Genomic DNA, 24,639 nt, shown 5'->3' with positions numbered 1-24,639 from the left:
ATGGTATGGATAGCAATCAGCTATATTCTCTGTCTTTTGGTCATTTAAATTCAAAATTCAACTTACTCTATCCACCCATGTAAAATTGAAACTCTTAATAGAAAAAATGAACCCAAAAGCGAGTCAAAAAAATAAAAAACTTTAATTTAGACATTGATCAAACCAAAATACTTTCCTATTAAGATGAAAAAAGACAATAAACCCCAAGAGCATAATTCCAGAAGAAGTTTCATTAAAGCTTCTGCTACTGCAATAGCCGGATTTTACTTAGTTCCAAGACATGTGCTTGGAGGACCTGGCTTTATCGCTCCTTCAGATAAATTAAGAGTAGCAGGCATAGGTGTAGGTGGTATGGGCTATAATGATGTAAGAGGCACATTTAACACTGGAAAAGCTGAATTTGTAGCATTGTGTGATGTTGACGATACCCGAGCCAAAAGAGCTGTAGAAGATCATGGTAAAGCAAAATATTACAGAGATTACAGAGAGATGCTTGACAAAGAGCATCAAAGTATAGATGCCATAACCATCTCTACCCCTGACCACATGCATGCCATCCAAGCCATGGCTGCCATGCAACTTGGTAAGCATGTTTATGTCCAAAAACCCCTCTCCCACGATATATATGAGGCTCGAATGCTGACCGAAGCTGCCGACCAATATAAAGTCGTAACCCAAATGGGAAACCAAGGGTCCTCCGGTGAAGGCGTAAGAAAAATGATGGAATGGTACAATGCTGGATTAATTGGCGAAGCAACACGCGTGTATTGCTGGACAGACAGACCTGTTTGGCCTCAAGGTATTCCTTGGCCAAAGGAATCCGCTACTCCTCCCGCAGATTTGGACTGGGACCTATGGCTAGGTACTGCACCTCAAAGAGATTACGTAGCCAATTTGATCCCATTCAACTGGAGAGGTTGGTGGGATTATGGTACAGGAGCATTGGGAGATATGGCATGTCACATCATGGAGCCTCCTTTTAGAGTTCTAGGGCTGGGCTATCCCGAGTCAGCAGAATGTAGTGTAGGCTCAGTTTACATAGGAGAGTTCCAGAGAGGATATTTCCCAGATAGCTGCCCTCCTTCTTCACACATCACATTGAAATTTAAAAGAGAAGGCAAAGAAGACCTATCTTTCCACTGGATGGATGGGGGAATACAACCTGCTAGACCTGAAGAGCTCGGCCCGAATGAGGTGATGGGAGATGGAGGAAATGGTGTCATTATAGAAGGAACCAAAGGAAAGATGATGTGTGGTACCTATGGAAGGAACCCACAGCTTCTTCCAACGTCTAAAACTGCCGAAATCAATGTACCTGAAACACTTTATCGAGTTCCAAATGGTGATGCTGGTCATTATAATAACTGGGTAGAAGCTTGTATCGAAGGCTATGGAAGCAATGCTTACAATAATCTCAGTTCTCCATTTTCAATTGCGGGACCGCTTACAGAGTCAGTTTTGATGGGTAATCTAGCTATCAGAAGTTATGATTACAGAATACCACGTACCACTGGAAATGGATTTGATTACCCAGGAAGAGGAATTAAATTAGTTTGGGATGGGCCAAATATGAAAGTCACTAATTTCGACCCAGCCAATCAATTTGTAAAAAGAGAATACAGAGAAGGTTGGATGCTAGGAGGGTGAATAAAAAGCCTTAGCTAAAGAAGTTTAGCTAAGGTAATTCTTTTACTCCTCAAACCCAATACCCGCAGCATTGAGCATTTTGGCATAGGCAATCTTTCTTTTCGCTGCGAGATCGTTTAGAATTAATCTTCCATCTAGCACTGAAACCTCCCTGGCATTGATCAAAAATAGAGAGCTTTCTCCTATTTGGAATCGAATCTGCTCGCCTTCAAGCAAACTCTCCAATCCTAAAATATTGGCATTGAAAACGCCAAATTGATCCCCAAGTGTTCTAAAATTATTGATTTCCGCTTCTAGTTTTGCTTGAAGCTGCAGAAATTTCAAATCTCTATCATTCTGTTTGAAGTCAATTTTAGCTTTGGTAAGTCCCAAACCACCTCTTTCTTTTCTCAAGAATATTGGAGTCATGATGGTAACACCCCATTTATAATTGTTTTCAAAGAATGGTGCTTCATTAAATTGTCCTACTGTTTCTGTTAGGAAATTGTAATTCACTTTCACAATAGGCTTCAATTGCTCCGCTTTCCAACGACGCTCAATATCTAAACTAGCCAATTCAAAGTCAGTAATCCTTATTACAGGATGATTTGCTACTAGGCCTCTCAATGTAGCTTGGTCATAGTCTAGCTCAATAGGTGCCAATACATCCTGAGGAAAAACCCCATCAATCAAATTCAATGGCTGTCCTTCTTCGTCCCATAAGAAGGTGCTCAAGCTTTGCGATGCATCTACAAAATCAATTTGTGCAGATTGGAATCTATATATCCTATTCATCACTTGAGTGTACGCCTCCACAGTATCGATAGCAGGCAAATCACCTTGCACAAAGCTTTCTTTGACTGCTTCAAACCTAATTTGAGCTAGCTCTACGCTTTCCTCCAAAATCTTCAGATTTTGATAAGAGGCTGACCAAAACCAATACGCACTAGTGGCATCTACATATAAATCATTGAGGAAAAGTTGTCTTTCTGACTGAGTCAAATCCTTGTAAATCTCAGCTTGTCTGAGTGTCGCCCTTCTTTGATCAATCAGAAGCCCTTGACCAAGATTCACTGATGCTCCAGCTGCAATCAAACCATTGCTAGGCACAGTTCTTTCGGCATTGAGATATGTCCCTCGATTTTGTTCAAAAACTCCCTTTAGCTCCACACCTGCCATCGTAGGAACAGCAATTCCTCCCTCACGCTTATCATAATATTCAGTTCCATTGAACTGCTTGTTGTCATAATTTCCAAAAAGCTTCGGGTCAAATCCACCTCTCGCCATTCTAAGTTCTTGCTCACCAAACTTCAAATTAATATCAGCTTGCCTGGCTACTGGATGATAAAACCTCACCCATTCTAAGTATTGCTCATAGCTGAGTACTTCCTGAGCTAAAGCAACTTGGCTCAACAGCAGTAAAAACCCAAAACATAAACCTTTGAGATAACTCATGCTTGTTTATTTATTATTCTTGTTGGCAAGTTTTTCTTTTCTAGTGTAGTAGTCAGCTGGGAAGCCATTGAGCTGCCGCCAGATTTCATACCATATAGGCACATCATTCAATAGTGCAATTCCATCAGCCCCTGAGCCAATTTTCAATGCATAGGGCCATGGATCTTCTTCTGGATCTTCTACTACCAATACTCGGTATTTATTATTAGGACCAGCAAAATTATCTATCGCTACCACCTTACCTCCAAAAGTACCATTAGATAGCTGTGGCCAACCCGAAAAGACAATGGCAGGCCAACCATCAAAGATAAACCTTACCTTATTTCCTGGTCTTAGAAGCGGCAAATCCACTGGCTCAACAAACATTTCTACAGCAAGTTGTGCATCAGCAGGTAGAATACTCAAAATCTGCGCACCTTCTTTGATAGTCTCGCCAATACCCACTTGGATAGCTTGAGTAATGTACCCATCCTGAGGAGCTAAAATATGCCTAAAACCAGCCCTGAATTCATAATTGGTAAATTGATTGGAAAGCTTTGTAGCAGCAGCCTCTGAGTCAAACTGAGAGGACATAGCGGAATACATTTCTGATTCAGCTTTGGCCATCCTATCCCTAAAGTCATTATCAATAGCATTCAATTCAATTTGAGCCGCTATCAATTCATTTCTGGAACTCAATAAGTTATTTTCCGAAGCGATCAAATTTGCTTGCACTTCTTGAAACCTCAGTTTTCTGGTTTCAAAGTCTGTCAAAGATCTCAGACCTTTTTCTAATAATTCTTCAGCTCGCACCAACTGCTGCTCACCAATACTATAATTCACTTTGGCTTGCTCAAATCGAATACTGTCTGAAGTTACTTTTAGCTCAGCCATTCGAAGCCTATTAGTAGCCTGTTCCTTTCTAAGTATATTATTTGCCCTTAAGGCGTCTATCTGAATTTGCTGCGCTTTTACCTTTTGTTCATATGACTTGGCAGATAAGACTTTAGCATCTACTTGTAGCTGCGTTCTCTCCAGTAGCTGTGGATCAAAATAGTCATCTTTAATCTCAGATATCAATAAGATAGTATCTCCCTTACTCACATAGTCTCCTTCAGATACATACCATTTCTCTATCCTACCTGCAATGATAGAATGCACAGTCTGAGGCCTTTGATCTGGACGTAATGCAGTCACATAGCCATTGGACCTTACATTCTGAGTCCATGGTAGAAATATAAATAGCACTGTTCCTAGCATAAACCACAAAAGAACACGCACTCTTTTTTTGCTCTGATCCGTAGGTTCAGACATTACTAAACTCTTGAAACCTTCAAAGGATACTTTCTTCTCGACGTTATTTCTTGAAATATTTAACATAGGGCTAGAAGATTAAAGGTTTTTAAATTCAAAATAAGCATCACTTGGGCCATCGAAAATGATTTTCCCATTACTCAGCTCTATGACTCTCGGTGCTTTTTTAAGCAAATCCAAATCATCAGATATCATCATCGTAGTCCATGGACCTGCCAAAATGTAATCTCCGATACTTTTCTTCAACTCAGGATCAAAATAAGTAAATAAGTCCTCTAGAATCAATGCCTTAGGATTACCCACTAGACACCTAGCCATGATAATCTTACTGATGATCTTCTTACTAAGCCCTTTGCCCTCTGGCATAAGCATGGTATCTAAGTCATCATTCAATGCAAAAACGTATTCCTTTAAGCCAACCAGCTCTATGATTTCTTTCAGCTGTTTGGACTCCACATCTTTTCCTAGGGTGATATTTTCATAGATAGATCCATGGAATATTGATTGATGTGTCAAGCTATCACCTACGAAGCTCCTGAACTTATCCAAATTCATCATATCAATGGGAAGACCATTGACGAAAATCTTACCCTTATAATCAGAATAAAGTCCTGCCATCAAGTACATTAGGGTGCTTTTCCCACTACCACTTGACCCTGTGAGTAATACTTTCTCTCCAGTTTTCAAGTGAAAAGAGACATCATCCAATATATTGACTTGTAGATCTCTAGATTGATATGTTACATTCTGAACTTTGAATTCTAGACCTGTGAATTCACTAGTAAGTGATTTATCAGTTCCTTCGATTCTTTCAACAGGCAAATCCATGATTTGACCCATTTTCTCGGTAGCAGTCAGGGTGTCATAAACAGCCTCAAGTGTCAAAATCAATTTTTCAACTGAGCCTACTACTAAAACAATGATGATCTCGGCAGCAACAAACTGACCAATACTTATTTCATTATTGATCAATAGCAAACTACCTGCGACAAGAAGAGAACAAACAATCAAGACCTTGAACGCAATCAAGATTTTATATTGAAACATCAATACCGCAAAGTGCTTATTTCTAAACTCCACATAAGTTTGCAATAACTTATCTACGCGCATAAATGGCAACTTAGAAGTCCCTGCCAACTTGAAGGTCGCCATTGTTCTTCCAATCTCTTCAAGCCAATAAGCTACTTTATATTTAGAAGTGGATTCCTTCAAAGAAGTTTCCATTCCCTTGGGACTGGTGAAGTAGAAAATCAAAATCAACAATAGGATTAATATAAATCCAAAAATGATAAAGAATGGGTGATACAATGCCAACAAAAGCAACCCAAAGAATACTTGTATGGATGCAGTGGAAAAATCTATTAAAATCTTAGCCATCCCCTTTTGAAGATTGACCGCATCAAAAAACCTATTGACAAGATCTGGTGCATGCTTATCATGTAGGGCATCTAGCTTCAACCTTGGTAAACGATACGCAAAACTAAAACCAGATTTTGTAAAAATTCTTTGTTGAAGTTTTTCCGTAAGGTATAGCTGACTGATTTGGAGAAATCCGCCAAAGGAGATACCGGCTCCTACTACAACGACGAGTATGACCCAAGAAGTACTAATCCTACCTCCTAGAATAAAATTCAAAATGGCCTGAATACCCAAAGGTAAACTAAGTGATACTAATCCATTGAGAATGGCGTAGAAATAAATCGCATAGACATCTCTTTTTTCCTCGTTAAGAAATCTTAAAAATCTTTTCAAAGGAGTCAGTGCTACTTCAATTTTCATTTGCTATGGCTTTAAATACAAGTTGTTGGAAAAACTCCACTTTCTTACTATCCATGGGGTGAATATCAGTAAGACTTGGAATATGTTCTGAATAATAAGATTGCAATAGACTGGATTCCATTACAGTAGAAACCAGCGTTTTAGGAAATTCGTAGGTTGGATTTATTTCGAGAATTATATTTGCAATTCGCTCACCTAGCCTATTGTATAGGTTAAAGAAACCGTTTTTATAATCATCATCTACTTCTTTGGTCATATATGCTTTGGTAGATTCGTCGATGATTAATTTTTTCAAGGGAATGGGATCAACAAAATCATTGATTTTATAAATCGGACCAGAAACTAAAATTTGTATGGCAATTTTCAGCCTCTCTTTAGGGTCTTTCAGGTTTAAAGTTGATAATACTAGATTTTGCTCCAAAAAACCCCAGTACCATAATGTCAAAAATAGCATAATTTTATGCTTATTTTCAAAATATCGATAGATAGCTGCTTCAGTGCAGCCAATTTTCAATGCTAATTTTTTGAATGTAAAATGCTCAAGCCCAAGTTCAGGAATTAATACAAGGCTTTTATTAATAATTTCCTTACCTAAATCTGAGCTAAAGGGGTCTTTCAAGTAAATTTTATCATTTACATCTACCCGCATGTTTTTGAGTAATTTCTCCATAGTTTTTACCAAAACAAACTCTGTAACGATGAAGTATGTAAAAGAGTTTACAAAAATTCACTTTTTGTTTGCATTACTAACAAGAATTTCAAAAAACGGTCCTATAGCTTATTGAAAGGCATATCCAATCCCTATTCCTATCCACAAAGGCCAAAACCCTTTGGTATTGAAAACAGGATTCAAATTAGTCCTCCAAGTAAATCCGCCTTGCTTGGGAAGGTGTCTATACCCAAAACTCATGACTCCCATCATATTGGGAGACCCCTCAAAAGGCAAGACAAATTGGGTAAAGTCACTCCTAGAGTTTGGTTTGGAACTGCTAAATGCCACGAGAGTTAACCCAGCTCCCATTTCAAAATAACCAGGGCCTGGACCATATAGCTTATTTACTAAAACTGGGAGTGAAAAAAATTTATCCCCCTCAAAAAATGCATAACCACCTGCACCAACCCTCATACCCCAAGAATGAATATCTTTTTTGTCAAACCTGAAGTCGTAATTGAAGGAATAAGGGAGTCCAGCACCACCTAGTTCTACATAAACTGAACGATATGGAACGAAGTCTTGAGACTTCACCTGTCCAAAACTTAGGACAATCAATACTATACCGAGAAATATTATTCTAAGATGCACAAACTTATTTGTTTAAATATTCCTCTCTAACCGCCTTAAACTCTGAACCTGGCTTCCATTGAGGCCACTTAGAATCATTGGCTAATCTCCTGCCCACTTGGTATAAAAGCTGCACATCTTCTACTGCCCCATCGAGATTCCAGCGACTTGGGTCATATTCATCAGATGGTTTATGATAATATTTTGCTGTATAATCGTCCTGCAGCTGCTTTCCGTATTCTTTCCCTTTTTCAAAATGATCTATTCCGGTTCCAATATAGAGGGCTGGTATTCCAATTTTTGCAAAATTGAAATGATCAGACCTAAAATAAAATCCAGCTGATGGAGTTGGGTCGGGAGAAGCATACCTTCCTACTTTATCCAATTCTTCAATTAAAATATCTTCTAAGGAAGATTGCCCCATACCAATCAAAGACACGTCTTTCATTTTCCCATAAGGATTGATACCATCCATATTGATATTGGCGACAGTTTTTTCTTTAGGGAAGATCGGGTTTTGAGCGTAATATGCCGAGCCCCATAGACCTTGCTCTTCAGCAGTTACTGCAAGAAAAGCCACTGTTCGATCCGTCTGAGTATCATTTTTAAAAGCCTTAGCCATAGCCAATAGAGCGGCCGTCCCACTAGCATTGTCTAATGCGCCATTATAAAGGCTATCTCCAAGTTCATCTGGTTTTCCAATACCCAAATGATCCCAATGTGCAGTATAAATGATCACTTCATCTGGAGCAGTCTTACCAGTAATTTTTGCAATAACATTTTTACTGATATTGTAGGAAGCACTCACATCAATGGTACTTGCAGCTTTCAAATTCATCGGAATAGGTTCAAAATCAACCTTACGCGCTTTCGCTAACATCTCTCTTTCATTCAATCCTGCCATTTCAAAAAGCCTATTGGCAATTGGCAAGGTAATCCAACCTTCAAAAGCAAGTTTGTAAGATTCTTTTCCCCTATCATCTAGGTAAAGTTTAGACGCATTCCAGCTATTCTGCACCACATTGAATCCATAACCAGCTGGGATGGTGTTATGGACGATCAAACATCCCAAAGCTCCCTGCCTGATGGCTTCTTCATATTTATAGGTCCATCTACCATAATAAGTCATGGTATTACCTTTGAAAAAAGCTTCATCTTCAGTCCCAAAACCCGGATCGTTCACCAGGACCACTACAATCTTGTCTTTGACATTGAGTCCCTTATAATCGTCCCAACCATATTCAGGTGCAACTATTCCAAAACCCGCAAAAACAAGTTCAGCATCTTCGAAGCTAACGCTTGGATCAGTCCTTTGTGTCCAAATCACATAATCCTTCAATCCTTCCAATACTATTTTCTCTTTCTCAGAACTGATTTTCATCTGCGCTGCAGGAGTAGCTAGAATAGACACCATTGGCACTTCTTGAAAAAATGAATCGCCATTTCCAGGTTCAAGTCCAAGGCTTTTAAATTCATTGACCAAATAGGAAGTGGTCAGCTCCTCTCCCTTTGTAAATGGCATCCGACCAAGAAAGTCGTCTGAAGATAAGGTGATGATATGATCCTCTATGTCTTCGACTTGAAATTGATAGGTATCAGTTACTTGATATTGACAGGCACTAAAAAATATAGTAGCTATGCTCAATGATAGCAAATAATGTATTTGATTCTTCATAAGAGTTGAATTGAGTGATTACTCAAATTTAGAAAATATAGCGTGAAATATTATAAAAGTAATCAAAATTGAAAAGACTATCTTTGAACAATCAAAACAGGAAAAAGAAGTAAAACTTTTGATCAGCAAATCAATTATGCTTAAAAGAATTCTCACCATCGCCATGGCCTTAGCAATGCTTCTGGCTATTGTTTATATGCTTGGTCCGAAGGCTGAAATCGAAGACTTATCTGGGGAGTATCACCAAGTTCCCACCGATCCAACCCAATTAGAAAATTACATCAAGGCAATTGAGGATACTGTTACTGGACTGAAGCCTGGCACTACTGCTAGAATAGTCTGGGCTGATTCAAATAAATCCAAAACACCCTACTCCATTGTTTACATTCATGGTTTTGGTGCTAGCGAAAAGGAAGGTTCGCCGGTGCATGAACAGGTTGCACAATATTTCAATGCAAACCTCTACTTGGCTAGGCTTCCCGAACATGGTATATCAAGACCCGATGCTATGAAATACCTATCAGCAAAGCTTTTGCTAGAAGCAGCTAGAGAAGCTTTTATGATAGGGAAAAGCATTGGAGACAGTGTGATTGTCATTGGAACATCTATGGGTGGTGCTTTGAGTTTGAATCTGGCAGCAGAAAGACCCGATATGAAAGCTTTGATTCTATACTCACCAGCAATAGAAGAAGGAGGTAAAGCCTTAGATAGATTTTTTCAACCTTGGAATAAATACCTCGCTGAAAACTTCCTGATAAAAGACGGCATGCGCATCAATCAAAGAGAAGGTGAAAAGGCTAAATACTGGTCAGAGGAATATCATTTAAATAGTTATGTAAGTTTAGGAGTTCTTTTGAGAAGTACTATGAATGAGCAGACATTCAAAAAAATCAAGCAACCATTATTCTTGGGGTACTATTACAAAAATGATCAAGAACAGGATTTTGTAGTCTCTGTTCCAAAAATGCTTGAAATGTACGAGTCGGTGAGTACTTTACCTGAATTAAAATTAAAAAACCCCTTTCCAGAATCAGGAGACCACGTGATCGCATCTGAAATCACTTCCAAGGATTGGCAAGGCGTGAGAAACGCAACCATTGACTTTCTCGAAAATATTGTAGGCTTGAAGGCTAATCCTGAAATAGATTTGGCTGCCGTTCCATCACATTAATTAAAAATAGTATTGAAAAAATCATTTATCTAATTCCTTGCTCGGGATACTTGGCTGTAACAGTTCGTCCAAAGACCTTCATTTCTTCGATTTGTGCATCCATATTTCCATCAGGCATGATAATAGGGCCGATTCCAGCCTCTTTCTTTTTGTAATCGAGATACCCTATTACGACTGGAACATTTGCTCCTAAAGCGATATGATAAAAGCCAGATTTCCACTTTGGCGCATAGCTTCTGGTCCCTTCAGGAGTAACCATCATGACCAACTCGTCAGTTTCCTTGAGCAAATTGACCATCAATTCTGTGTACGTCTGTTTCTTTTTTCCCGGAGTTCGCCTTCTATCTATACCAATTCCACCTAGTGACTTGATAAACCAACCTAAAGGACCAACCATGACTTCCTTTTTAATGGTAAACTTTACAGGGACGTCCATCAAATAAAAAGCTGCTCTCGCATACAGCAAATCCCAATTGCTTGTATGAGGGATAGCAATCAATACTGCTTTTTTTAATTCTTTAGGCCAAACGGACACAAATTTCCAGCCTGTTAGCCAAAACACCACCTTAGATAGGAACTTCATCATTTGATTTCTAATTTTTCTTCAGTTTTGCCCAATGCCTTAAACTCCGGGTTAGCTTCTATATATTCAATTGTCGCCTTATATCCTGCATCAAATATCTCTTTGGATTTTTTGATGTCAAATACACCATACTTTGCCAAACCTTGAGGTTCTATGAAAAAATCACACTTATTCTTTCTACTATACACATTGTAATTCATGGACATAATTACTGTCCTTTCTATCAAATTCTTGATATTTTTGATGTTATGTTCTTCTGGTAAATGATTACAGTTGACTCCAATGATTACGTCACAAACACCATCATGTGGCTCAACTGGCATATTATTCAACACACCTCCATCCACATAATATCTACCATCAATTTCAATAGGATCAAACATCCCTGGGATACAAGATGACGCCATCACGGGCTTGATCAGTGGACCTTTAGAAAAATAGACCACCTTCCCTCTTTTGATGTCTGTTGCTGCTACAGTCAAGGGTATTTTCAATGCAGCAAAATCGTCTTCTGGAAAGTACTTATTAAATAGTTCTACAACTGTATCCATTTTCAAAATACCAGTCCAGCTGATAGCAGGGCGCATGAATTTGAAGTAATTGGTTTTGATAATGGCTTCATAAATCTCTTCGGCCGTATATCCATTGCAATACATGGCACCAGCTATGGCTCCAGCACTACTTCCACTCACTTGATCTGCTTTGATATCGTATTCATCCAAAGCTTTGATTACACCAAGGTGAGCAATACCTCTGATTCCCCCACCGGAGAATGCAAGACCAATTTTTGGATTAGATTTCATTAAGTTTGAATGTTTGATCAAGTCGGACACCCTTATCTGTCATTTTCACGGTACAACATTCGAATTGCGGGTCATGTTCCAAGAAGATGATATATTGATGCCTTGCTGCCTCTTCTAAAAATCTCTTCTTCTCCTCTAAAGTCAATAGAGGCCTTGTATCATACCCCATCACATAAGGAAGTGGTATATGACCTACTGAAGGAAGTAAATCAGCTGCAAAAACGATTGTTTTACCTTTGTAATGAATTTTTGGAATCATCTGTTTGTCTGTATGACCGTCGACAGTGAAAAATTCAAATCCCTCAAAAAGCTGTGGGTTTTCAAGATCAAGGAATGCCAGCTGACCACTATCTTGCATAGGAAGTATATTCTCTTTAAGAAATGAGGCTTTCTCTCTTGCATTTGGTACCGTAGCCCAATTCCAATGATCTGCATTAGTCCAATATTTGGCATTTGGAAATGTCATTAGAAATTGATCAGTATCTCCATTTGCATGCCTCACTCCTCCCCCACAATGATCAAAATGTAAGTGTGTAAGAAAATTGTCTGTGATATCCGCATAGTCGAGTCCTAACTGATTCAAAGACCCTTGCAAGGAGGCATCACCATGAAGGTAATAATGCGAAAAAAACTTTGCATCCTGCTTATCCCCAATACCATTGTCAATCAATACGATTCTACCTTGATCTTCTACCAAAAGACATCGCATGGCCCAGGTACAAAGGTTATTTTCATCAGCTGGATTGGTTCTCGACCAAAGTGTTTTTGGTACTACACCAAACATGGCTCCACCATCCAACTTAAAAAATCCAGTATTGACAACATGTAAGTTCATGACTCTTTTTTATTTAAAAACAAAAATCCCATAATAACTTAGCCTTCATTCTCAATCATTCAGGTAAGTCATTATGGGATCAGAATAATTTATTCCACAACTACACCCATAGAACAGAACTTATCTATTCTTTGGTCAATTCTCTTTTCAGGTTTAATTTTATCTAGTTCTTTCAAAGCTTCCAAAATAGCGCTTTTAATTGTTCTAGCCATTTTTTTCATATCCTTGTGTGCCCCACCAAGTGGTTCCTCAATGATTCCATCAATTAGGCCATTCTTTTGCATATCAGGAGCGGTGAGCTTAAGTGCCTCTGCTGCTTGCTCTTTATAATCCCAAGATCTCCAAAGAATAGAAGAACAAGACTCTGGAGAAATCACGGAATACCAAGTGTTTTCCAACATCATCACTCTATCTCCAATTGCGATACCTAAAGCACCTCCGGAAGCACCTTCCCCTATTATAATACAGATAACAGGCACTTTCAGCATAAACATTTCTTTGATATTTCTAGCGATAGCTTCGCCCTGACCTCTTTCTTCCGCTTCTAAGCCAGGAAATGCACCAGGAGTGTCGATTAAAGTGACAATTGGCTTACCAAACTTCTCTGCCATTTTCATCAATCGAAGTGCCTTTCTATATCCCTCAGGATTAGCCATCCCAAAGTTACGCTCTTGCCTTTGTTTGGTATTTCTACCTTTTTGCTGACCGATAAACATCACACTTCTCCCGTCCAAATCTCCTAAACCACCAATCATGGCTTTATCATCTTTGACAGATCTATCACCATGAAGCTCTATGAAATCATTCGTCATTTCATAAATATAATCCAAAGCATAAGGTCTATCTGCATGTCTAGAAAGCTGAACCCGCTGCCATCTAGTCAAATTCTGGAATGTTTCTTTTTTCAAAGCTTGTATTTTTTCTTCCAACGACTGAATATCAGCAGACAAATCAATGTTTCTACCCTTTGCCAAGTCCTTCATTTCTTGCAACTTGGTCTCAAGATCAGCAATTGGTTTTTCAAATTCTAATACCATAATAAGCGTTTTTGACTAAGGCAAAGATAAAAATAATATACCGATTAGAAACTTTTTTATATCGATGGTTCCATTTTAATCCCCCTAGAAAAATCTATTGCGAGAAAAAAAATCAGCATATAATACCTCAATCTACCATCAAATCCCGTCCTTTTAAAACAAAAACAAAACATCAATTAAATTTATCTATTTGAAAGTTAGAATTATACCTAGGTGCCAATCATTTTTTTTGATTGATTTTTTGCAATGAAAAGCCAAAATACTACCTTTGCATCACTTCAAACGAGAAGGTAACAAAAGGAGTGGTAGTTCAGCTGGTTAGAATGCCTGCCTGTCACGCAGGAGGTCGCGGGTTCGAGTCCCGTCCATTCCGCAAGGTTTTTTGTTTTGAGTTGCAAAAAATCTTTATCATTACAACAACTCAAAAATAATGGAGTGGTAGTTCAGCTGGTTAGAATGCCTGCCTGTCACGCAGGAGGTCGCGGGTTCGAGTCCCGTCCATTCCGCAGAGTCTCAAGTTTACACTTGAGACTTTTTTGTTTTTACTCAATCCCAGAAAGCCTTTTTTGCCAATTCCAGGAATCTCTTAATGAATCTTCTAGATTATATTGAGCACTCCAGCCAAGTACTGTATTCACCTTATCAGTATTTGCCCACACTTTCTCTATATCTCCAGCACGTCTTGGTCCAATTTGATAATTGAGTTTTCTCTCCGATACCTTCTCGAAAGTATTGATCACTTCTAAAACAGTATTCCCTTGCCCTGTTCCCACATTGAAAGTGTCAATGAAGCAATCTGATTGCTTATCAAGGTATTCTAATGATTTCACATGTGCATCTGCCAAGTCCAATACGTGAATATAATCACGCACACAAGTTCCATCTTTGGTATCATAATCATCACCAAAAACGGTCAACTTCTCTCGAATTCCTACAGCTGTTTGGGTGACAAAAGGAATTAAATTGGCAGGAACACCCAAAGGAAGCTCTCCTATCTCAGAAGAAGGATGGGCGCCTACAGGGTTAAAATACCTCAGTGATATTATTCTTGCACTAGCTTTACTTTTGATATAATCATGAAGAATATCTTCGCAAATCTTCTTTGTATTACCATAAGGACTTTCTGCTTCTTTTCTTGGTGTACTTTCTAACACTGGTAATTCATCCGGTTGACCATACACAGTACAAGAAGAAGAAAACACCAGATTTTTTACTCCATGTTCTTGCATCACCTCTAATATCACCAGTAAAGATCCGATGTTATTAGCGTAATAAGCTAAGGGTATTTGGGTACTTTCTCCAACTGCCTTACTAGCAGCAAAATGGATTACTCCAGAAATTTGATTCTCTGAAAAAATTTTCCCCACTAAAACACGATCATTACAATCGCCTTCATATGTCATAACATCCCTGCCTAATATTTTTTTCAAGCCTTTCAGAACACATTTTTCTGAATTTGAAAAATTATCAATGATGATAGGCTCAAAACCTGAGTTTATCAATGCTACAGCAGTGTGAGATCCTATATATCCAGCACCGCCTGTTATTAAAATGTTCTTCATGTTATTGGTTTAATGGTATGCAAGTATACACAGATTCATCAAAAGACCGAACTGTGAAGCCCAAAACTATCTAACCAAAGAGAAATTACCGCTTACTTGGCCAGATTTAGGGTCACCATTCAAAATATAATTGTATACCATGGAATAGGAGTAAGTACCTACTGGAGCATCATTTCCTTCCAAAGTCCCATCCCATCCTACTGGACCAAAGTAAATCAACTCTCCCCAACGGTTATAAACTTTGATTTCAAATGACAAGTTACAATTTGAAACTGCTTGATATGGTCCTTCTTTAGGATTAAAACCAGTAGGCATCCTTACGATTGGATCATCTTCAAACATCTCACCTGAACCAAAGCTAATGCAGCCCCTGCTGTCTACCACCGTTACATCATGAACACCTCTTGGCACTCCAATCAATAATGGTTCATCAGAACCATCTAATGTCCAGGTATAGGAAAATGGCCCATTACCTCCACTTGGCTCTGCGAACAGTTCTCCATTTGACTCTCCCGGACAAGCCAACTTTTCTATCCTTACAGCTACTTCCAGAGGTAATGGTGATTCTATTGTAAAATTCACAGGAATAATACATCCATTGGAATCCGTAATTTCTAAATCATAATCTCTACCTTCCAATTCAAAAAGACTGATCAAGTCTCCGCTGATGCTACTTGTAGTTATGTTAATTTGATATGGAGCTACTCCTCCTTGGACGCGTATCCTAGCTTCCCCATCAGCTCTTCCGAAGCAAGTAGTCGGTACTGTTTCTATTGCTCCATTTAATTCTAACAATGGCGGCTCATTGACTTCAATATTATCCAAAAGGATCTCACAGCCAAAACTATCTGTAATCAAAACACTGTAAACTCCAGCTGTAACATCTGGAGCAAACGGAGCATTGAGACTAGGGTCATGGGACCATTCAAAAGTATATGGTGCTGTCCCACCAGTCACTGTAACACTGATATTGCCAGTCTCTTCTCCAAAACACAAAATATCTGTTGTACCATCGATGACAGCAGTGAAGACATTATTAATTGTCACATCCAAAATAGGCGATTCTCCTTCACAATCATCATTGATCAAACTATACTCTCTATACCATAATTGCCCCGTAGTACCTGGGATACTCCAATTTACATCTACAGTACTATTTTCATTTGAGCCAATAATATCACCACCTATGATAAACCATTCATAGCCTCTACCATTGACAAACTCTGCTACAGTATATTCATAAATTGTACTGCCATCAAAACAGATTTCTTCATCTCCAATGGCCATTTTAGGCTGTATTTGATTATTGATAACAACAGAAAGTTCGATTTCCTCTCCTGGACATCCCTGCAAATTATAAGGAATTGCAAACAGTCTAGCATTAGGGTTAGCAGGGCCCCATCTGATGGTAACAGTCTCTTCCGTATCATCGATGATTTCACCTCCTTCTACACGCCAATCAATTTTTGAAATTGGTTGATCAGAATCGATTGTGTAAATGATTTCATCAATATCTGGACATACGCTATTTGGACCTACTATTTCTCTGACATATTCTTCAACCAACACCTCAAATCTAACTTCCTCCTGTTGATCACAACTATCATCACTAATTGATGCCGTTACTAGCACTTCATAGGTACCTGCCTGCGTAAATGTATGGGTTACATTTTTCCCTTCCTGAATTGGCGAACCATCACCAAAATTCCAAGTAAAAAAGGTGAATATTTCATTTTCTGGATTAATCTCCCAAACTGCACTTTGATTGAGACAAGCAACATTATCACCGTCTACTTCAAAATCATACTCAGGAACAACTTCGAAATTTAAATTTTCCAGACTTGCTCCCACAGCGTAACCGTATGATTCTATAGGTCCAAAGCCATAAACATAACCTATAAAACCATCCGCATTGATGAGTCGGTGAACTCCCGAAGAAATCTGAACCCTTGCGAATGAATAGTCTGTATTAGATGGAAACGGAGTGAATTGGTTCCCAATGTTTTGACCATCTAAAAAAGTATTTCCAGCAGCCGCAGTCGCTGTAATTACATTGACATAATGATTTCTAATTTCTTCTAATTGAATTGCATTAAAGGTAACTTGGGTAAGAAGTTGCTGATTAGGACTATAAGTAATCATGAAAGGGTCACCATTGTCAGCACCAGGCCCAGGAAGATTACAGTCCATACTTTTAGCAAAGCCTGTGACGGAGATAGGTTTATTACCTGTTATAAAAGCTGATTCAGTGTGAAAGAAATCCACTGAAATAAACTCACCAGCATTGATGACACCTCTTGGTGTGCCATTGATTGTAATTTGGGTATTATCCTCAGAAGCCAATACCTTGACTAACTCTCCAGATGTTCTACCCAAAAGTGGAGTATGCAAAAATTCGTCTCCCCAAGTATTAACTGGATAAGCCTGTTGAAAAAGATGGTCATTAGCTTGACCACAATTTCCTACCTGAGTCCACTTATTACCTCCAAATACAGCTATATTTTTACAATCATTGGCATTATCACCAACTACTCTCACTCGCGAACCAGTAAGATCTTCTCTTGCCTTCAACTGATAGGATTGGCCAGTATTCAATGTAATATTATAAGGAACACCTCCCGGTCTACCGAGAGCATTTCTACTTGGGGTGATTTCAATCTGTGTATTATCTTCTACGGCCACTACCAATAGTAAACTTTCATTATTGATATTGGCATTAAAAGTTGTTGGCGCTGTTACATTTTCAAAATGAGATGTAATGTAATATTCCTTTCCTAAAGTAGATATAGGTAACACTACTGTGCCGTCAGCACTTCTAAATCGATCATTGAAAGCATAAACAGAAATATTACCAGAGGAAACAATCCTGACACCTTTATTTTCTGTAATGTCATTATTTCTATGAAGTATATCAAAATCCTCAATTCGATAGAAAAACTCCTCTCCTTCTGCTAAATCAAAATTAACTGTTCTACCAGCGTACTCTACAACACCAGTTGATTGCTCTGCTGCTGTTATTACTAAAACTCCTATATCTCTGGCGTTTGCAGCTCCATTATTCTCCATAAACCCAACCCAAAACTCCTTACCTACAGTCGATACTTGTCCCATCGTAAGTGTAGACAGACTCATAGCGAGGAAAAAAAATATTGCACTTATGCGGGTAAGTTTTTGCATCTAATATGAGGATTAAAGTATTTCAAGCTCAAAATATAAGGCTATTTGTAGAATTAACACCAAAAAAATGGATGAATCGACTAGATTTGGATGTGAATAAATCATTTTTCAAGATTATCAAATATTTTTCTAAATTTGATCAAGTAAAACCTGAAGAAAAGTGCCATACAAAGAGCGTGAAATAGAGAAAAAATATTACTCCATCGGAGAAGTAGCAACCATGTTCAAAGTAGCGCCTTCACTGATCCGTTACTGGGAAGGAGAATTTGATATGATCAATCCCAAGAAGGACAAAAAAGGAAACAGACGTTTCACCAAAGAAGATATTGAGAAAATCAGATATATCTATCAGTTGGTCAAAGTAAAAGGCTTTACGCTTCAAGGTGCGCAAGAAGCTATCAAAAAAGACCAAAACAAAGTTTTTGACAAAGTTCATATGATTGATAAACTTCATCAAATGAAGAAATTTTTAACCGAAATCAGAGATTCCATGCATGTCAAGCCTGAATGAAACAACCCTTCATGAATTAGCACTCAGCTTGGTTCCTAAAATTGGCCCCGCCGTTTTTAGAAGTATTCTTGCCTATGCTGGAGATGCACAAGGTTTTTTAAACATTTCAAAAGGCAAAGCCTCCAAAATATCTAGAATCAGCAATAAAGTTGTTGAAATCAGGAATCAATTCGAGAAAAACTTACCTCTTGCTGACAAAATACTCAATGACTGCCTGAAGAAAGATATTCAAGTCAGTACATTTTCATCCATTGACTATCCATTAAGATTTAAAGGCATTGATGATTTCCCTTTAGTCATTTATAAAAAAGGCACTTGCGATCTCAATCCTGCCAGAAGCATTGGTATCGTCGGCACAAGGAGCTGTACAGAATATGGTCGTGCTGTGACAAAAAAAATCATTGAAGAACTCACACCTTATCAACCTACGATTATAAGCGGCTTAGCTTACGGAATTGATATCGATGCACACCGAGCAGCATTGCAAAATGGCCTACCTACCATAGCTTTTATGGGATCATCTGTAGACAATATCTATCCTGCCATACACAAAAGTACAGCAAAAGAAATGTGCCAATTTGGGGGACTTGCAAGTGAGTATGCTCCAGGAACAACTATGCATCCAAGTAACTTCCCGCAGCGAAATAGACTGATCGCAGGAATGTCCGATGCATTAATAGTGGTAGAAGCAGCTATCAAAGGCGGTGCTTTGATTACCGCCGAAATAGCCTATGGGTACAATAAAGAGGTATTTGCAGTACCTGGCAACCTACAATCTCAACATAGCGAGGGCTGCAATAAACTTATCAGTAAGATGAAAGCGTCCATCTATACAGGAATAAAAGACATAGAAGAAGCGCTATCATGGTCTAAAGAAAACCCAAATGAAAGTCAATTTAGTAAAGAAAAAAATTGGTCAATGCTACCAGTGGAAGACCAGCATATTCTAAAATTGATCAAAGAAAAGCAAAGTATAGAAATAGATCAACTAGCCATGCTCACTGAAATAAGTCTTCCTATTCTCGCTTCAAAACTCCTCAACTTGGAGTTTGAAGGTATGATCAGATCTCTTCCAGGGAAAAGGTATAGTTTAATTTAAAATAAAAAAGGTCATTGGAATCCAATAACCTCTTTTGATTACAATTTTCGAAATAAGCTTTTTGAATTAAGATCAAACTACTTATCTCCTACCCATTTTAGGCATGATATTCCCCAATGCTTTCTGAGCACCACCCATTTTGTTCATTTGTTTCATTAGCTTACGCATATCACCAAACTGCTTCATCAGATTATTCACTTCTGTGATTGACCTACCACTTCCTGTTGCAATACGCTTTCTTCTGCTTCCATCTATCACATCAGGATTTTCTCTTTCCATTGGTGTCATACTCCTAATGATTGCTTCTATTGGTTTGAAAGAATCATCATCTATATCTAGGCCTTTCATGGCTTTACCCATTCCAGGAATCATACCCATCAGGTCTTTAATATTCCCCATTTTTTTGATTTGCTCAAGTTGAGAAAGGAAATCATCAAAGTTGAATTGATTCTTTCTGATTTTGGCATTGATTCTCTTGGCTTCGACCTCGTCAAATGTCTGCTGAGCACGCTCTACCAAAGAGATCACATCACCCATACCAAGAATTCTCTGTGCCATCCTATCTGGGTGAAACACATCCAAATTCTCCATTTTCTCTCCTGTGGAGATGAACTTGATTGGCTTGTTCACGACGTGGCGAATGGATATGGCCGCACCACCACGTGTATCACCATCTAGCTTGGTCAATACTACGCCATCGAAATTTAGACGCTCGTCAAAAGTTTTTGCCGTATTTACCGCATCTTGACCAGTCATGGAGTCGACGACGAATAGCGTTTCTGATGGATTCAAAGCCTTTTTGAGTGCTTCGATTTCGTTCATCATCTGCTCGTCTACTGCTAAGCGGCCTGCAGTATCGACAATTACTGTCTTCTTCCCTGTTTTCTTCGCATATGCAATGGCATTATTTGCGATATCTAGGGCATTTTTATTTTCAGGTTCTGCATAGACCTCCACTCCGATCTGCTCACCCAATACTTTCAACTGATCAATCGCAGCAGGTCTGTAGATATCACAAGCAACAAGCAAAACTTGACGACCTTGTTTTTTGAGATAGCTAGCAAATTTTCCGGAAAAAGTAGTCTTACCAGATCCCTGCAAACCAGAAATCAAAACCACCGCTGGGTCACCTTTGATATTGACGTCAACCTTGGTACCACCCATAAGCTTGGTCAATTCTTCTTGGGTGATCTTGACCAACAACTGACCAGGAGAAACTGCAATCAACACATCTCTTCCAAGCGCTTGCTCTTTGATTGTATCAGTGACTTCTTTGGCAACTTTATAATTCACATCGGCATCTATCAAGGCTCTTCTGATTTCCTTGACCGTGGTAGCGACGTTTATTTCGGTGATTTTTCCAGTACCCTTGAGGGTCTTAAAAGCTTTATCTAATTTTAAACTAAGATTATCAAACATGCCTTTTAATTCTATTTTGTGCAAAAATAGGAATTTATTTGTGATTTGGGCAGGGAGTCTCAAGCTTTTGAAATTCAGATTAAAGTACCTTGGCCAAATCATTGCTTTTCAGGTAATCTGATTTTTTAGGCAATAGAATCTTATTAATTGTTTAATTTGCAGACTGTAATTTGACTTGTAAAAAGAAAAGAAATGCAAATCAACCTCAAGAAAGACCTTTTACCCCACATTATTGGGATTGTTATTTTCTACCTGATCACCCTTTTTTATTTCTCACCTGTTGTTTTTGATGGCAAGATTATCTTCCAAAATGACATCCTTCAATGGGAGGGCGGAGCAAAAGAAATTCTAGATCATAGAGCACAAACAGGACAGGAAGCGCTCTGGTCCAACAGCATGTTTGGTGGCATGCCAGCATATCTTCTCAGTTTTGAGATTGCTGGTGATATTACCAATTATATCACCAAAGTATTGACTTTAGGACTACCACATCCAATCAACTCTTTATTCTTTGGCATGGTAGCCATGTACATCCTGCTACTGAGTTTCAAAGTGAGACCTGAGTTTGCCATCATCGGAGGCATAGCGTTTTCTTTCAACACTTTTCATATCATTAGTTTAGAAGCAGGTCACAACGCCAAAATTTGGGCTATATGTTTGATCCCTTTAATCTTAGCCGGCATTCATCTGGCCTTCCAACAAAAGAAGCTTCTTGGCTTAGCCCTTTTCACACTTGGTCTTCTCCTACAATTAAAATTCAATCATATACAGATCACCTATTATACGGTCATTATTGTATTCATCTATTTGATTGCAGTGCTATTTGAATCTGCACGGGCAAAAGCATTACCTGAGTTCGCTAAAGTCGCAACTGTTCTACTAATAGGAGCTTTGATCGCTGTAGGTGGTAATATCAGTAGATTTATCAGTGTATACGAATATGGTCAATACTCCACGCGAGGTCCATCCAACCTCAATACTACTTCTGACGGAGCGAAGGGTCTTGATAAAGACTATGCTTTCAACTGGTCCCAGGGGAAAGCTGAAACGCTTACACTTCTCGTTCCATACTTCTATGGTGGAGGAAGTAGAGAGGCTTTGGGCAAAGACTCGAAAACCGAACAAGCACTCCGCTCCAATGGAGTGGATAATGCACAAATCAGAGGTTTTGTAGAAGGAGCACCCACCTATTGGGGAGATCAGCCAGGGACAGGAGGGCCAATTTATGGTGGTGCCATCATGCTTTTTTTCTTTATGCTAGGACTAATGTATGCACCTAAGAATTATAGGTACGCTTTCTTGAGTATGACCATTATTTCATTGCTTTTGGCATGGGGCAAAAATCTTGAATGGTTCAATTACACACTTTTTGACTACCTTCCAGGATACAATAAGTTTAGAGCTGTTTCTATGGCACTGTGTATAGCACTTTTTGCAATTCCTGTCTTGGGAATTCTAGGCCTAGAAAATGTTTTTTCCCAACCCATTAATTCAAAAACTTATAAAAACCTAGGCATTGCTCTGGGCAGCACTGCAGGTTTGGCACTACTTTTTGCTTTAGGAGCTGGCATTTTTGGCTTTAGAGCACCTGTTGATGCCAACTTACCTGATTGGTTGATAGGTGCCATTCAGGATGATCGAAAAGCCATGCTAAGAAGTAGTGCATTCAAAAGTTTTGTTTTCATAGCTTTATCAGCTGTCTTAATTTGGGCGGCATTGAAAGAAAAAATTTCTACACAATTAGCAGGAATAGCTATCGCAGGTATCTTAACAGTCGATTTGTGGTGGATCAACAAGCGCTATTTAAATGCAGATTCATTCGAGTACAACCCTTCTGAGCAATTCTTTGCTGCAACTCCTGCTGACAAAAAAATCCTTCAAGATGAAGATTATTTCAGGGTGCTTAATTTGAATAATCCCTTCAATGATGCACGTACTTCTTATCATTTCAATAGCATTGGGGGCTATCATGGAGCAAAAATGAGACGCTACCAAGAACTTATTGAAAATGTAATCAATCCAGAGATCAATCAATTTATCCAGAAAGCCCAGGCAGGAGACTTTGATTTCGAAAGTCTTCACTCCTTGAATATGCTCAATACCAAGTATATTATGGCAGGACCAAGTGAAAATGCCGTATTTGAGAACCCTCTGGCAAATGGCTATGCATGGATGCCAGAATTTATCCGAAATGTCAAATCCAACAATGAAGAGATCAGCCTGATTCCAGAGATTGACACCAAGATAGAGGCAACTGTCAATACCGATGAATTTGGAACAATAGCAGCTGGAGTAGGTACTGTCAGTCTAAAACATAAAAGTCCTAACATCATGCGCTATGAAGTAGATGCAAGTGAGGGAGGATTAGTAGTATTTTCAGAAATTTATTATCCTGCTGGCTGGAAAGCCTTCATCAACAACGATGAAGCACCAATAATACGAACCAATTATCTCCTCAGAGGGCTAGTTGTTCCGAATGGTAAAAGTGAAGTAGAACTACGTTTCGAACCTCAAAGTTATTTTAAAACCAAATCCATCAATGTGGCTGCTCAATATGTTTGGTTATTACTCTTTGTAGCTGGAATCTACACAGAAGTAAAAAGAAAGAAGTGATGCCTACAGAAAAAGAAAGAGTAGAAGGGTTCTATGATCAATTTGCTGATCAACAAGTGAAAACGGGAGTCAATTCCCGTCACTTGAGCATCATGGAAAAATTGATTAAATCTGGACTACAATCCAATCATCGTGTACTAGAAGTAGGCTGTGGTATCGGTACAGTCAGTCAACTGATTGCATCTAAAGTCAAACAAGGTCATGTTTTAGCTGTAGATATCAGCCCACTGAGTATCGAGAAAGCAAAAAAGATTTGGCGAAATCAATCCAATCTTAGTTTTGCAGTTTCCGATATGTCCGATTTCAATCAACCGGGAAACTCATTTGACTATTTTGTATTCCCGGATGTATTGGAACATATTCCAGTAGACCAGCATGTCAACCTATTTGCAAATATCGCTCAGCATGCACATGAAAACTCTGTAGTTTTTGTGCATATCCCATCACCTAGATTTCTAGAATGGATGATCAAAAATGAACCCGAAAAGCTTCAAGTCATCGATCAACCATTAGATACAGCCAAACTTATAGGTGTATTACAGCAATTTGGTTTTTACTTGGAAGAAATGAAAACTTACTCCGTCTTTTATGAAGAGAAGGATTATCAATATTTCATTTTCAGGAAGAATTCAGCCATAGAAAAAACCACTTTGAGAAAAAAAATGAATGTCTTTTTAGAAAGATTGAGTTTTAAACTGAAAATTAAATAAAGGTTTCGG

At 38.6% G+C, this 24,639-nt stretch carries 19 protein-coding genes and 2 tRNA genes; 8 read left to right on the top strand and 13 right to left on the bottom strand.

The features are described from left to right. Positions 1–183: 183 nt before the first annotated feature. A complete protein-coding gene (locus BW935_RS12570) occupies positions 184–1,647 on the top strand; it encodes a Gfo/Idh/MocA family protein (protein WP_076501970.1) in 1,464 nt (487 codons plus the stop codon). A gap of 42 nt (positions 1,648–1,689) precedes the next feature. On the opposite strand, the gene BW935_RS12565 is transcribed toward BW935_RS12570, so the two are convergent. The 6 genes from BW935_RS12565 to BW935_RS12540 all read right to left on the bottom strand — a co-directional run bounded on the left by BW935_RS12565 (position 1,690) and on the right by BW935_RS12540 (position 9,110). Continuing rightward, entirely contained in the window at positions 1,690–3,081 is a 1,392-nt protein-coding gene (locus BW935_RS12565) for a TolC family protein (protein WP_076501968.1), read from the bottom strand. Positions 3,082–3,087: 6 nt separating this feature from the next. Next, a complete protein-coding gene (locus BW935_RS12560) occupies positions 3,088–4,440 on the bottom strand; it encodes an HlyD family secretion protein (protein WP_076501967.1) in 1,353 nt (450 codons plus the stop codon). A gap of 12 nt (positions 4,441–4,452) precedes the next feature. Next, the gene (locus BW935_RS12555; protein ID WP_076501965.1) at positions 4,453–6,153 is read right to left on the bottom strand and encodes a peptidase domain-containing ABC transporter; all 1,701 of its coding nucleotides are present in this window, start codon (positions 6,151–6,153) and stop codon (positions 4,453–4,455) included. Then, complete coding sequence (locus BW935_RS12550; RefSeq protein ID WP_076501964.1) at positions 6,143–6,823, bottom strand: TetR/AcrR family transcriptional regulator; 681 nt, start codon at positions 6,821–6,823, stop codon at positions 6,143–6,145. Before BW935_RS12550 ends, BW935_RS12555 begins: the two co-directional genes overlap by 11 nt. A 108-nt stretch (positions 6,824–6,931) precedes the next feature. Then, on the bottom strand, positions 6,932–7,456 hold the full coding sequence (locus BW935_RS12545) for a hypothetical protein (RefSeq protein WP_084565947.1): 525 nt from the start codon (positions 7,454–7,456) through the stop codon (positions 6,932–6,934). 4 nt (positions 7,457–7,460) lie between these two features. Then, positions 7,461–9,110, bottom strand: coding sequence for a M28 family metallopeptidase (locus tag BW935_RS12540; protein ID WP_076501962.1), 1,650 nt, complete (start codon positions 9,108–9,110; stop codon positions 7,461–7,463). Positions 9,111–9,246: 136 nt separating this feature from the next. Here BW935_RS12540 and BW935_RS12535 point away from each other — a divergent pair, with 136 nt between their 5' ends. Further along, the gene (locus BW935_RS12535) at positions 9,247–10,281 is read left to right on the top strand and encodes an alpha/beta hydrolase (protein ID WP_076501961.1); all 1,035 of its coding nucleotides are present in this window, start codon (positions 9,247–9,249) and stop codon (positions 10,279–10,281) included. A gap of 25 nt (positions 10,282–10,306) precedes the next feature. On the opposite strand, the gene BW935_RS12530 is transcribed toward BW935_RS12535, so the two are convergent. From BW935_RS12530 to BW935_RS12515, 4 genes are all read right to left on the bottom strand, one after another. Then, positions 10,307–10,867 carry a 1-acyl-sn-glycerol-3-phosphate acyltransferase gene (locus BW935_RS12530; protein ID WP_076501959.1) on the bottom strand — a complete coding sequence of 187 codons (561 nt, stop codon included), beginning with the start codon at positions 10,865–10,867 and terminating at the stop codon, positions 10,307–10,309. Further along, the gene (locus BW935_RS12525; protein WP_076501958.1) at positions 10,864–11,667 is read right to left on the bottom strand and encodes a patatin-like phospholipase family protein; all 804 of its coding nucleotides are present in this window, start codon (positions 11,665–11,667) and stop codon (positions 10,864–10,866) included. Before BW935_RS12525 ends, BW935_RS12530 begins: the two co-directional genes overlap by 4 nt. Beyond that, complete coding sequence (locus BW935_RS12520; protein ID WP_076501957.1) at positions 11,657–12,502, bottom strand: MBL fold metallo-hydrolase; 846 nt, start codon at positions 12,500–12,502, stop codon at positions 11,657–11,659. Before BW935_RS12520 ends, BW935_RS12525 begins: the two co-directional genes overlap by 11 nt. Before the next feature lie 89 nt (positions 12,503–12,591). After that, positions 12,592–13,539: an acetyl-CoA carboxylase carboxyltransferase subunit alpha gene (locus BW935_RS12515; protein ID WP_076501956.1), complete on the bottom strand. Its 948-nt coding sequence runs from the start codon at positions 13,537–13,539 to the stop codon at positions 12,592–12,594. Positions 13,540–13,838: 299 nt separating this feature from the next. On the opposite strand from BW935_RS12515, the gene BW935_RS12510 reads away from it, so the two are divergent. Continuing rightward, positions 13,839–13,912 (top strand) — tRNA-Asp (locus tag BW935_RS12510). A 59-nt stretch (positions 13,913–13,971) separates the two neighbouring features. Next, a tRNA-Asp gene (locus BW935_RS12505) sits at positions 13,972–14,045 on the top strand. Positions 14,046–14,081: 36 nt separating this feature from the next. On the opposite strand, the gene galE is transcribed toward BW935_RS12505, so the two are convergent. Further along, positions 14,082–15,101, bottom strand: coding sequence for a UDP-glucose 4-epimerase GalE (gene galE / locus BW935_RS12500; protein WP_076501955.1), 1,020 nt, complete (start codon positions 15,099–15,101; stop codon positions 14,082–14,084). 66 nt (positions 15,102–15,167) lie between these two features. Beyond that, complete coding sequence (locus BW935_RS12495; RefSeq protein WP_076501954.1) at positions 15,168–18,278, bottom strand: PKD domain-containing protein; 3,111 nt, start codon at positions 18,276–18,278, stop codon at positions 15,168–15,170. Positions 18,279–18,438: 160 nt separating this feature from the next. Between BW935_RS12495 and BW935_RS12485 the strand changes: the two genes are divergently transcribed. Continuing rightward, entirely contained in the window at positions 18,439–18,789 is a 351-nt protein-coding gene (locus tag BW935_RS12485) for a MerR family transcriptional regulator (protein ID WP_076501952.1), read from the top strand. Further along, the gene (dprA, locus tag BW935_RS12480; RefSeq protein WP_076501951.1) at positions 18,773–19,888 is read left to right on the top strand and encodes a DNA-processing protein DprA; all 1,116 of its coding nucleotides are present in this window, start codon (positions 18,773–18,775) and stop codon (positions 19,886–19,888) included. The genes BW935_RS12485 and dprA overlap by 17 nt, the downstream gene beginning before the upstream one ends. Before the next feature lie 81 nt (positions 19,889–19,969). Here the strand turns inward: dprA and ffh are convergent, their stop codons facing one another. Continuing rightward, positions 19,970–21,307: a signal recognition particle protein gene (gene ffh, locus BW935_RS12475; protein ID WP_076501950.1), complete on the bottom strand. Its 1,338-nt coding sequence runs from the start codon at positions 21,305–21,307 to the stop codon at positions 19,970–19,972. A 192-nt stretch (positions 21,308–21,499) separates the two neighbouring features. On the opposite strand from ffh, the gene BW935_RS12470 reads away from it, so the two are divergent. Beyond that, on the top strand, positions 21,500–23,920 hold the full coding sequence (locus tag BW935_RS12470) for a hypothetical protein (protein ID WP_076501949.1): 2,421 nt from the start codon (positions 21,500–21,502) through the stop codon (positions 23,918–23,920). Continuing rightward, a complete protein-coding gene (locus tag BW935_RS12465) occupies positions 23,920–24,630 on the top strand; it encodes a class I SAM-dependent methyltransferase (RefSeq protein ID WP_076502107.1) in 711 nt (236 codons plus the stop codon). The genes BW935_RS12470 and BW935_RS12465 overlap by 1 nt, the downstream gene beginning before the upstream one ends. Positions 24,631–24,639 lie beyond the last annotated feature (9 nt).

It is taken from the genome of Belliella pelovolcani, from assembly GCF_900156785.1.
GTDB lineage: Bacteria > Bacteroidota > Bacteroidia > Cytophagales > Cyclobacteriaceae > Belliella > Belliella pelovolcani.
Note: the sequence above shows the minus strand (reverse complement) of the source record. Positions and strands in the feature narration are given on the sequence as shown.